Source organism: Streptomyces sp. NPDC012508 (genome assembly GCF_042902595.1).
GTDB lineage: Bacteria > Actinomycetota > Actinomycetes > Streptomycetales > Streptomycetaceae > Streptomyces.
Genome location: NZ_JBIBEO010000008.1, coordinates 166706 through 178576, shown reverse-complemented (window position 1 = coordinate 178576; position 11871 = coordinate 166706). Strand labels below are relative to the sequence as shown.

Genomic DNA, 11871 nt, shown 5'->3' with positions numbered 1-11871 from the left:
CCGCGCCGAGGACCGGGTGAGGGCAACCCGGGTGAGTGGCCGCGCAACGTACGATCGATCGCGTTGTCGGTATCACTACCCAGGGAGAAACCCCCATGGCCCAGATCGCGTTCAAGGGCAACCCGGTGCAGGTCAACGGCGTGCTGCCCGCCCCCGGCACTGTCGCCCCGGCCTTCACGCTCGTCGCCAAGGAGCTGACGGACAGCTCGCTCGAGCAGTTCGCCGGACAGCGCAAGGTGCTGAACATCTTCCCGAGCGTCGACACCGGCGTCTGCGCCGCCTCCGTCCGTACGTTCAACGAGAAGGCGGCCGACCTGGAGAACACCGTCGTGCTGTGCATCTCCGCGGACCTGCCCTTCGCGCAGTCCCGCTTCTGCGGTGCGGAGGGGCTGGAGAACGTGAAGACGCTCTCGACCCTGCGCGGCCGCGAGTTCCACACCAACTACGGCGTCGAGATCACGGACGGCCCGCTGGCCGGCCTGACCGCCCGCGCCGTGGTCGTCCTGGACGAGAACAACGAGGTGCTCCACTCGGAGCTCGTGGGCGAGATCGCGACCGAGCCCGACTACGAGGCCGCCCTCGCCGCCCTGAAGTAGCCGGACCGGTCCGGGCGGGCGGCCCCGCTGTCGCCCGCCCGGACCCGCGCGCGACGCGCTCGCCGACGGTTGGGTGAACTCTGGCGGAAGCTTCGTCGCACGGCGTCTCCCGAGGTGCCGGGGCCGGGGATAGTGATCCGGTCAGCTGGTTTCCCGCCGTGAACGGCCGGGCCGTGCACGTGGGGGTTCGATGACGAGATGGGATGCGGTCCGGGTTCGGCAGGGCATCGTCGAGAGCTGTACCTCCGCAGAGCGGGCCGGTGACGAGGCCGTGCGGAGAGGCAGGCCCCGGGAGGCCCGGCGGCACTACGAACGCATGCTGGCGAACGCCATCCAGCTGGCCGAGCAGTTCCCCGACGTCTCCACGCGGCGGGATCTGAGCGCGTCCTTCGGCAAGTACGGCGACTTCTGGGTCGACGCGCACCGCCCCGACCAGGCCGCGGAGGCGTACGAGGAGGCCCTGGCGGTCGCCACGCGACTGCACCGGGAGCACCCCGACGACCCCGGGGCGCTCCGGAACCTGAGGCACGCCGAGTTCAAGCTCGGCGAGATCGCGGGTGCCACGGCCGGGAACACGGCCCGCGACCGCTACACGGCGGCGCTGTCGTACGCCGAGCGCCTGGTGGACGCGGACCCGCGCAACCGTGCCGACCGGCGTGAACTGGGCGTGATCCAGGAGCGGCTCGGGCTCCTGGCGGCGGACCGCGGGGAGCACGACGAGGCGGCCGAGTGGTACGCGGGCGCGCTGACCGTCCGCCGGAACCTGGCCCTGGAGACGCCCAACGACCCCCGCACCCGCCGTGACCTGGGCGCCCAGCACGAACGCCTCGGCGACCTGGCCCTGCTCCGCCACGACCTGGAGACCGCCCGCGCCCACTACGAGGAGGCGCTCACCAACCGCCGCGCCCTGCTCGGCGACGACCCCAGGGACCTGTCGGCCCAGCGGGCCCTGAGCCTCCTCTGCGAACGCCTCGGCGACGTAGCCCTCCTCACGGAGGGCCCCGACGGAGCCCGCCAGTGGTACGACGACAGCTTCGCGATCCTGGACGCGGCACTCGGCCCGAAGCACCCGGAAACCCGCACGCTCCGCAAGAAACTGCGCAGCCACCCACCCACGCCGAGCTGAGGCGCCGGGTCCGAGGCCGTACTCGCCATGAGCGGCGAGCATCCCCTGACCGCTATCGGACTCGAGCCGGCGGGGCAGGCGGGTGGGGGGACCGACTCGCCCGCCGCGAGACCTGGGAAGCGATCTCCATCGCGAGCCCGCCGGCGGCGCCGAGCAGCCCGAACAGCGCTGTCAGGACCAGCAGGAGTAGTCCCCAGTTGTTGTCCAGGGCACGGGCCTGGACCGTGGTGGCCGCGACGCTGCCCGACTGCGCGTCGAGCGAGAAGCGGGAGTCGTTGGAGTTCGCGCGGTGGTCACCGAGCAGGAACAGTCTCCCCTCGGGCACCAGCACGTCGTAGGCGGGTGCCGTGCCGGACGGATCGCCGTCCTTCACGTACGGCTCCGTCAGCGTCCCGCCGTTCACCGTCACCGGCCCGCCGGGGATCTGACGGACGTGGTCGCCGCCCATGCCGATCACACGACGCAGCACGGGCCTGTTCTCGTAGCCGTCCTCCGTCCGGTGGAGCACCACATCGCCCCGCCTGACCTCGTCCGCGTCGATGCGCTCGAAGAAGACACGGTCGCCGCGTGGGTATGTCGGGTCCATGGCATCGCCGTTGACGGTGGCTGTCGTGTACCCGGTGGCGAGGAGCGCGATCGCACCCACGGCCGCAGCCAGCCCCGCTGCGCCCAGCACGCGTCCGGCGAGCCGCGGCCGGCGCCGACTCGTCATGACGCCGCGCCGATCGGGTAGAAGTCCGGTTCCGGCATCAGCCGCGCGATGGAGAAGGGTTCGAACTCCGGGTCCGTCAGGACGCGGTAGACGAACTCGGAGGTGGACATGCTCACCTCGTGCCAGGGGTACGGGTTGCCCTGGGTGACGATCGGCCAGGTCGACGGGTCCTCCTCCGCGGACGCCAGCCAGAAGTAGCTGCAGTCCATCTCCGCGAAGGCCCACGGAATCAGGCCTCGACGACCGGGCCGGTACACCTGGTACGGCTTGAGGACGGGATCGGGCCCTTCCTCAGGGCTGGTGTCGAGGTACGTGTGCCAGATATGGGTCAGGTCGAACTGGCGCGTGGCATCGACACTCAGAACCCTCATGAACTCCGAGAATTCCCCCGTACCGAATGTCTCGGCGAGTTTCTTGTAGTCCTCGGGCAGTGCCGTGCCGAGGTCTTCTTCCATGCTGTTCCAGGGGAGTTCCAGCCGAAGCGGCTCCCAGTTCGTGGTCTCGGCGATGCGCTCGACCCACATTCCTTCCACACTCCGATCGAAGAAACTGAAGACACTGGGACCGGGGGGCGTGCCGGATGTCCGGCACGCCCCCCGGAATCCTCTTATGGGGTGTTGTAAACGGGCACCGAATCGCTGGCGCCGCTCGAACTCGTCCAGGATATGTCGATCCGGTCCGGCATCGGATCAGTGGCACTGGGATAGTGCACCTTGACCTGGTAGAAGACGGTGTGGCCGTTGTTGATCTGGCCGGCCACCGCTTCCTCCACCGTGGACATGACCCTCTGGTTCACGCGGCTGTACATCGGCGCGAGATTGCGGATGTCCTCACCCGAGCCGCCGAATCGGTCGGCGATCAGGTGACCCCGGTCCAGGCCCTTCCGGTAAAGCGGACCACCCTTCTGCATCGCCTTCGGGATGAACAGGGGGTCGTCGGTGGGCCAGACCGTCGGGCTGCCGAAGATGCCGTCATCCCCGTACATCTCGCCGGTCTTCTTGTCCACATTGTTGATGTCGTGCCAGTTCAGGCAGGCGATCGCGCCCTGGGAACGGCCCGCACCGTCGAGCGGCATGTAGTACAGCTCGCTCTTCCTGCTGTCCTGGCAACCCGAATTCTGGAACGGGAACACCGTGTCGGCGCCCCGCCACTCCTTCACGTCATCGGTCTTGGTGAGCAGACCCCGGTCGTAGTCCGGCGAGTCACCGGGCTCGTACTCGTACCCGTTGGGCGCGGTCTCCGTGTTCCAGCCGATGCCGTCGAGGAAGACGTTGACGGCGGTGAGCCAGCCTCCGCCCGTCTTCTTCACGCCGCCCGCGATGTCCGTGGCGTCGTCGAAGAAGTCCTCGCAGGCATCCCATCCGAAGCAGTGCCCGTCCATCTCCACGAAGTTGACGGGATTGCCGCCGGTGAAGGCGTACCGGTTTCCGGTGTAGGGGTCGGAACCGAGGCCCATGTCCGAGAGCGCACCGTTGTACATGTCCCGGGACGTGAAGCGGTTGAGCCCCGGGTTGTAGTCGCGGAAGCCCATGTCGTACGTACCCGACTTGGCGTCCCAGCGCTTGGCGTTGAACCGGTAGGGGTTGTAGGCCTCCTTGGTCGGGTCGGCCGCCTCCGGCTTGTCGATGCCGGTGAACTCGGCCTTGTCGTCGGAGCCGTAGGCGGTGTACCCGTACGTGGCCTTGGTGTTGCCGTCCTTGTCGGTCAGCGTCTCGACATCGGTGTGCGAGTTGTAGCCGTAGAAGCCGTCTTCGCCGGTGCCGTCGGTGTTGTGCTTGACCTGGGACAGGCGCTCGCCCCAGGGGCTGTACTGGTAGGACTTGGTGAGCTCTCCGGCGACTTCCTCACCCAGCACCTCGGTGGACAGGCCGAGGTACGTGAAGTCGGTCGTCTTTCCGTCGGCCGTCTTGGACGCGGTGCGGTCCAGCGGGTCGAAGGTGTACTTCGTCGACTTCAGGACACCCGCGTCGTCCGCCTTCTGGGACTCCACGACATGGTCGAAGCCGTCGTAGACGCTGCGCTCGATGACCTTTCCGCCCGCGACGACCGACTCCTGGCGGCCGAACGGGTCGTAGTTGTAGGTGGCGGTCGAGCCGCCCATGACAGCCGACTTCAGACGATTGCGGTCGTAGTCGTACGTCGTGGACGTGCCCTTGACCGTCTGGCTGATGACGTTGGCGTTGTCGTCGTGGACGTACGTGTCCGTGCCTGCGCCGTTACCGGTCTTGACCGACTTGGCGAGCCGGTCGGCCGGGTCGTACGTGTAGTCGGTGGTGGAGTCGAGATACGCCGCGTTGTTGTCGGCGTTCATCTTCTTCGCGACGTCCTGCGCCTTGTTGCCGTTGGCGTTGTACGTGTAGGTGTGCGAGGAGACGAGGGTGCCGGAGCCCTTCTTCTCCGTCGTCGACTTCACCGCACCGTTGAGGTAGTAGGTGTAGTCGACCGTGTTCTGGTTGGCCTTGGTCTCCCGGAGCTTCAGGCCACGGTCGGTGTACGTGTACGACGTCACCTTCGGCGAGGTGTCGGTCGCCGACGTGCCGACCGACACCGACGAGACCAACTGGCGCAGTTCGTAGGTGTACTTGGAGAACTGGTCGGGGTGGGTGGTGGTCACCGGCCGGCCGTTGTCGTCGTACGTGAACGACGAGACCTTCTTCTCCTGGCCCGCCAGGGCCTCCGTCACCTTCTGGACCTGGTTGAGGCCGGTGTAGGCGATCGTGTAGGCGTCGATCTTCGCACCCGCCGAGGTGTCGTCGATCGACGTCAGGTTGGCATTGACATCGTAGGTGTAGGTGAAGGAGTGCTTCTCGCCGTCGGTCTCACCGGCGGTGTCACGCACCAGCTTGACCGCGTCCGCGACGACCGCGCCGCCGCTGTTCTGATCCAGCTTCAGCCGGGCGTCATTGCCCTGCTTGAGGCTGTAGGAACCGAGCGCGACCCAGGTGCCCGCGGCCGTCCTCTGGTCCTTGGTCACCGCCGGGTGCGTGGTCGTGCCCTGCGACAGGGTGTACTTCGCGGTCGTGGCCGCGCCGGCCACCTCCGGGTACTTCACGTAAGCGGTGTACGTGCCGTCCTTGGGGACGTTGAGCGTCCACGTGAAGGCGTCGGTCCCGCTGCCCGCGGCGTGCGTCCGGTGGTCGTAGCCCTGCTGACCGGTGGTGTTCCCGGTGGCCCAGGAACCCGTGGCGGAGGTGTGCTGGGTGTCGGAGTTGTCGACCAGGACGACCGCCGTACCCACCGGCACGCCGTCGTCGGACTTGGACTTCAGCTTCCCGTCGGGGTAGAAGGACCACGTCATGGTGCGGTTCGAGGACCCGCCGGCCGAGGTGAGCGTACGGGCCTTCTGCTGGCCCGTCTCCGTGTAGTCGTACGTCGTGGCGATGTCCCACGGGTCGACGGACTTGCGGATCCAGCCGTTGTCGAAGTACTCGTACGTCGTGTCGTTGCGGACCGTCTGGCCCTCCGACGGGGGCGCCGAGGTCTTCTTGACCCTGCCCACCTCGTCGTACACCGTCTCGACGTAGACGTTGGGGTCGTTGTAGCGGCTGTCGGCGGGGTCGTACGGCTGGAACTGCTTCACCGGCCGGTTCAGCGCGTCGTACTCGGTGCGCCGGGTGAAGTCGTCCGCCGCCGCCGTCTCGGTGCCTCGGGGCGAGATGACCTTGGTGGTGTTGCCGACCTCGTCGTACTCGAACCGGGTCTTGCGGAACGTGGTGCCCGCGTACGGCTTGCGGATCTCCTTCTGCTTGCCGCGCTTGTCGTAGTCGACGTACGTGGAGTTGTTCTCGGCGTCCTTGGTCTCGATGACCAGGGAGTCCTTGTCGTACGTCCGCGAAGTGGCCTTGCCCGCCGCGTCCGTGACCGTCGTGACCCGGTGGTTCAGGTCGTAGGCGGTCTTCGTCATGTAGTCGGCCGGGTCGGCGGTGGCGTTCGCCTTCGGGTCGACGACCTTGGTGACGTTGCCGGCGTTGTCGTACTCGTACGAGATCCTGTGGCCGTCCGCGTTGGTCGCGGACACGAGCTGGTAGAGCTCGTCGTAGACGTTGGTCGTGACGTAGTCCGTCGCGTCCGCCGTGGTCAGGGCACCCTTCGGCTCCGTCGTCGTCCTGAGATTGCCGACCTTGTCGTAGGTGTACGTCGACCTCCGCTCGCCCGAGGTCGCCGTGTCCTTGGGTGCGGTGGCCGAGGTGACCTGGTCCGCCGCGTCGTACACCGCCGTGGAGACCGCGCCGGTGGGCGAGGTGGACGTGGTGACGTTGTCGTTCGCGTCGTACACGGGTGCCGGAGTGGTGATCAGGGTCCCGGCTTCCTTGGGCACCGTGGCCACCAGCGGACGCCCGAAGGTGTCGTAGGTCTGCGTGGTCTTCTTGCCCAGGGCGTCGGTCACCTCGGTGACCTGGCCGCGCTCGTCGTAGACGAAGCCCGTCGAATGGTTCAGGGCATCGGTCATGGTGGCCGGGTACCCGGTGGGTCCGAAGCTGCTGTTGGTGGTCGAGTTGCCGTTGGCGTCGATCACCTTGGTCAGCTGGCCGTGGGAGTCGTACTCGTACGACGTCGTGTAGTCGCCGGCGACGGCCGTGGTGGCGACACCCTCCGGGTCGGTGACCGTCTTCAGGTTGCCGAACTGGTCATAGCCGAACTGCCACTTACGGCCCTCGGGCGAGGTCTTGGTGGCGAGGTCGGCGGAGTAGCCGTCCAGACGCGTCTGGTAGCTGTACTGCTGCGAATTGGCCGGGTAGGTGCCCGGGGCGCAGTCGCTCTGGGCCGGCACGCCGGCCTTGTTGTTCTCCGCGTCGCGCTGCCAGAGCGGGTAACCCGTCTTCTGGTCGTAGCAGTACGCGGTCTTCGCCCCGTTCGCCTCCTCCAGGTACGTGACGTTGTTGTCCGCGTCCCACGACATCTTCGAGGTCTGCGCCTTGGCGTTCGTCGTCTGCACACCGCGGCCGAAGTCATCGGTGACATAGGTGGACGTGTGCTGCTCGGCGTCGGTGACCTTGGTGTCGGTGAACTTGGTGTTCGTCGCGTCGACCGCGTAGGCGAAGCCGGTGGTGTCCTGCAGGCGGTCGGTGATCGTCTTGGTCCACCAGTGGTACTTCGGGTCGTCACCGGCCTGCGGCGCGTGGTAGGCCAGCTGCGTGGCGTTGCCGCGCGGGTCGGTGGCCTTGACCAGCTTGACGTTCTTGTTCCCCTGCGTGGCGTCGTAGGTGAACTTGAAGTCCTTGGGCTGGCTGGAACCGACGCCATCGGTGATCTGGCCGAGCAGGCCCTTGTCGGTGTAGTAGAAGGAGATCTTGCGGCCGGAGATGTCCGTCATGGACTTCACGTGGTCGTAGATCTTGGAGTTGGTCAGGTTCGAGCCCGTGACCTTCGCGCCCAGATCGTTGATGTACTCGTAGGACGCGTCTCCCTTCTTGTAGTAGTCGACGGTGAAGGACTGACGGCCGGCCGGGTCCGTGACGTAGGTCAGGAACTTGGTCGGCTTGTTGTTGGACTTGCGCTCCTCGTAGGTGAAGGTCTGTGTGTTGCCGTTCTTGTCCACCGTCGAGGTCATGTAGCCGTCGCAGCCGAACAGGAACCGCGTGCCGTCGGGCCTGGTCATGGTCCAGGCGTCGGGGACGGGGTCCTTGGTGGGCTTGCAGTCCAGGCCCGCCTTCATCGTCAGCTTGTAGTGGACACCGGCCGGTGCCTTCCACACGCTGTTGGCGGCGTCCCAGCGGAAGACGTGCGTGGTGCCGTCACCGTCCGGCAGACGGATCTCCGTCGGGTTCGGGTTCGGGTGGAAGTCGAGGGGCGCACCCATGCGGATGGGCCCGGAGGTCTGGAACGACCAGCCGTGTCCGGCGACGGTGTCACTGGTGTCGAGACTGTTGTACGCGAACCGGGCGAAGGTGCTCAGGCCCCGGCCGGGGTTGGTGAACGCGTTGTACTGCCACACGCTGTTACCGGTGGCCAGGTTGTTCATGACCGTGGATCCCGCGCCGGTGTTCTTACCGGTGTAGCTGTAGAACTTCTCCATGCCGAGGCTGTTGGAGGTCGGGTCCTCGACCGCCACGTTCTGCTTCAGCGACGGGATGCCGCCGGTGCCGGCGGACAGCCAGGTGCCGTCGGCGATCTTGCGGACGTCCCAGCCGAGCACGTACTCGTTGCGCTTGTTTCCGTTGTCGGAGTTGATCGGCGTCTTGACCTGCGCCTGGATCGTCGCCGACTTGCCCGGCAGCAGGGCGGGGATCGCGGTGGACAGCTGGTTGCCGCCCGTGGTGACGTCCGTGCCGTCGGGCAGCTTCCAGGTGTACGACAGCTGCCGCTCACCGGCCGCCCACGCCGTGGACGTGGTGTTGGTGACCGTGAACTCGACGGCGTACTGCGAGTTCGGCGTCATACGGGCCGGAGTCGTCGGGGCGTAGTACGTGTCCTCGGTGGTCGCGTCGACGTAGATGACCTGCATGTACGGACGCAGCTGCGGGTCGGAGGCCTCGGACGACAGGAACAGCGTGCGCTCCTGCGGGCCGGTGGTGGTCTCGTCCTTCAGCTTGACCAGGACGCCCTTGTTGTTGGCAGGCGTCTTGACCCAGGACTGCATGAGTCCGGTGGCGTCCCACCAGTGGCGGCCGACCTCGTCGGTGATCTGCGGAACGGTGTCGGCGACGGTGGCCGAGAAGTCACCTCCCGCGGTGGTCCAGGGGGTCGTGGAGTTCGCGTTGTTCCACGTCGCCTGGGTCTCGGTGAAGTCCCTGGTCAGGGAGTGGAGTTCGTAGATCGCACCGTTGGTCGTGCTGGTGGTCTCCGCGCCCCACATGTACATCTTGTTCTCCAGCACCGTGGCGGTGGTGGGGATGGATGTGGTGGGGAACTTGATGACGGCGCGCGTCTTGCCGTACGTGCCGGAGTTGTTGCCCACGCTCAGCCAGGTCTGCGCCTTGCCGGAGACCAGACCGTCGTGGTTGACGGTCGGCTGCTGCGAGGAGAGCGTGGTGTCGGTCTGACCTGCCTGGATGATCTTCATCGTCCGGCCGGCCTTCGGGATGCCCACGATGCGGGTCGGCGACCCGAGGAGCTGGCCGTTCTTGGTCTTGACCGCGAGCTGGTAGTAGTACGACTTCCCGATCTCACTGGAGCTGGAGTCCGGGGTCGGCACCGCCGTGGTGTCCGTGTACGTCGTCACGGTCGAGCCGATCGGCGCGATCAGGGTCGCCGCGGACGGGGTGAAGGCCTGCTGCGTGGAGCGGTGCAGCTGGTACTCCACGATGTCCAGGCCGGTGTCACCGCTGCTGTTGGCGTACGCCGGCCAGGAGAGCTCCGGTCCGGTGGAGTGGACGACGGTCGGCGAGTTCAGCGATGTGCCGACAGCCCCGTAGGTCACCGTCAGGCGCGGGTACGTGGAGGTCTCACCGCCATAGGCGTTGCCGTCGGCCGCCGCGTAGCGCGGGCCGCCGGTCGGCGCGGTGCCCGACTCGTCCTTGGCCTTCAGCACGAAGCCGTGGTTGGTCGCCGTGCCGGAGACCCACTTCTGGACCGTGTCGGCGACGGGGAAGTCGTGCCACTTGTTGTAGTCCCAGGCGGCCTTGGTGATCTCGGCGGGGTTCACCAGCCGCACCGAGTCGGCCAGCGCACGGGTGGTGGCCGAGCCGGTGTCACCGAGGGCGACCTTCCCGGCGTTCCCCTTGGCGAAGCTCAGCTCGGCCGCGTCCAGGGTCTTCCAGACACCGCCGGTACCGGTCTGGTTGACCGTGTAGTTCTTCGTGCCCCCGTTGTGGGTGACGGTGTACGGGGCGGCCGTGGCCGCGTCCGCCGCCGCCGGGTAGTGCACGTCCACCCGGTACGTGTCGGTCTCCGGGACCCTCGGCTGCCAGGTGTACGACTCGCCCGTGAGCGCGTTCTTGTTGTAGGCGTAGTCGTCGTTGGTCGCCGCGCCGCCGGTCGTGGTGGCTCGCGGCCATTCGCCGACCGCCGCCGTACCGGCGTCGCCGTCGTCCACCTGCACCGTGGTGCCGGACAGTTCACCCACCAGCGCGCTGGTGTTGGACCACGTCGCGGGCGTCGCGCCCGACTCGCTCCACGCCCCGGTTGCCCGGTGCGCCTCGAGGGCGACGACGTTGCCGTTGGTGGTGTGCGCCTGGTCGTAGTACAGACTCAGCCGGGCCGCGTCGACCTTCACTCCCGCCGGGACCTCGTTCAGCGGGAACTTGATCAACGAACGGGAGATACCGGTGTCGGTCTTGCCGACCGACAGCTTCCAGGTGTTGTTGAAGTTGACCGCCGGCTGGTCCGAAAGGACCATCGTGTCCTCGGAGGCCGAGGCGATCGGAGTGATCGTGATCGTCGGGTCGATCACGACCGGGTACTGACGCTCCTTCGCCGCGAGCCACTTGGCGTCCGGCGTGATGGTCAGCTTCCAGCCCTTGCCGTCGGCGTCCCGCGCCAGCTTCTGCGTGACCCTGGTGCTGTACGTACCACCGGTCACCGACTGCGGATCCTTCTTGCCGTCCGTCATGTACGGAGCCGGGATCACCATCACCGGAGTACCCGGAGCCTCGCCGAAGAAGGCGATCGAGCCGTCCTTGCGGGCCGTCGGCGTCAGGCCGCCCTCGGTGTCCAGGGTGAAGGTGAACGACACCGGTCCCGCCGGGCGTTCGGCGAGGACGATGTCCTCCTTCACCTGACCGTTGCCGACCCGGTACGACAGATCCGCGCCGGCGACCGCGTCCTTGTAGACGACCTGGTCGCCCTTCGCCTCCGGCTTGAGCGCGCGGGCACCGGACAGGCCGAACGTGACCGCCCCGCCGCCCTCCGCCTCGAAGCGCATGAACCTGCCGGCGTCGGAGCCGAACCAGCTCTTGCCGGTGTTCGCGGTGTTGGCGAAGTCGAAGCCCTTGTCCTGGGTGGCACGCACCGTGGTCTCGACCGGCTTCCAGGACTTCCCGGACCTGTACGACGTCGGCACGGCCGTCAGTTCGGCCTCGATCCGGCCGTCCGACAACTGCCAGAAGCGCGCCTGCGACGTGCGCTTCCCCGTCAGCTCCTTGACCCGCTTCGCCTTCGGGAGCTTCTCGCCCTTCGGCAGCTTCTCCCGGCTGGGTACCTCCAGGTTCCCGCCGGCCGGGGGCTGCGTCCCGCCCGCGCCGTCGTCCGAGAACCAGCCCGCGATCGTGTCGAAGACGCCCTTGCCGTCGTCATGGGACGGTGATTCGGGAGCCGCATAGGCGACCTGTGGCAATAGCGTGCCCGCTACCGCCGACACGACGAGACAGGAGAGATATCTCCTGTACGGAACTTTCACCTCAATACCTTTCGGCATCGACGCACCCGCATCACTTCACGCGAAATGGGCACGCCGAACTAGCCGGAGCGTAGGTTTCCGCCCGGCTTGGAGCGATGCGAGATGACCGCGAGAAGCAGGAAAACGCGAGCTCGCGGCGTCGCAGTGGGCTTTCTAGCCA

Annotated in this window: 5 protein-coding genes; 2 read left to right on the top strand and 3 right to left on the bottom strand. The window is 67.3% G+C overall.

All coding sequences use genetic code 11. The features are described 5' to 3' along the window. Positions 1-95: 95 nt before the first annotated feature. Both tpx and ACFY8U_RS26770 read left to right on the top strand, forming a co-directional pair. On the top strand, positions 96-596 hold the full coding sequence (gene tpx / locus ACFY8U_RS26775) for a thiol peroxidase (RefSeq protein ID WP_389574492.1): 501 nt from the start codon (positions 96-98) through the stop codon (positions 594-596). Between the two features lie 190 nt (positions 597-786). Further along, positions 787-1722 (top strand): tetratricopeptide repeat protein, encoded by a 936-nt coding sequence (locus ACFY8U_RS26770; protein WP_389574489.1) that lies wholly within the window; start codon positions 787-789, stop codon positions 1720-1722. Positions 1723-1774: 52 nt separating this feature from the next. Here ACFY8U_RS26770 and lepB read toward each other — a convergent pair whose 3' ends face one another. The 3 genes from lepB to ACFY8U_RS26755 all read right to left on the bottom strand — a co-directional run bounded on the left by lepB (position 1775) and on the right by ACFY8U_RS26755 (position 11729). Then, positions 1775-2368: a signal peptidase I gene (lepB, locus tag ACFY8U_RS26765; RefSeq protein ID WP_389574486.1), complete on the bottom strand. Its 594-nt coding sequence runs from the start codon at positions 2366-2368 to the stop codon at positions 1775-1777. Positions 2369-2430: 62 nt separating this feature from the next. Beyond that, a complete protein-coding gene (locus ACFY8U_RS26760) occupies positions 2431-2967 on the bottom strand; it encodes a hypothetical protein (RefSeq protein WP_389574484.1) in 537 nt (178 codons plus the stop codon). 74 nt (positions 2968-3041) lie between these two features. Next, on the bottom strand, positions 3042-11729 hold the full coding sequence (locus ACFY8U_RS26755) for a DNRLRE domain-containing protein (protein WP_389574482.1): 8688 nt from the start codon (positions 11727-11729) through the stop codon (positions 3042-3044). Positions 11730-11871: the final 142 nt, after the last annotated feature.

What these genes read in the sequence shown, in the direction of transcription:
- tpx (WP_389574492.1), top strand. Translation starts at nt 96, where the DNA reads ATGGCCCAGATCGCGTTCAAGGGCAACCCGGTGCAGGTCAACGGCGTG.
- ACFY8U_RS26770 (WP_389574489.1), top strand. Translation starts at nt 787, where the DNA reads ATGACGAGATGGGATGCGGTCCGGGTTCGGCAGGGCATCGTCGAGAGC.
- ACFY8U_RS26755 (WP_389574482.1), bottom strand. Translation starts at nt 11,729, where the DNA reads ATGCCGAAAGGTATTGAGGTGAAAGTTCCGTACAGGAGATATCTCTCC.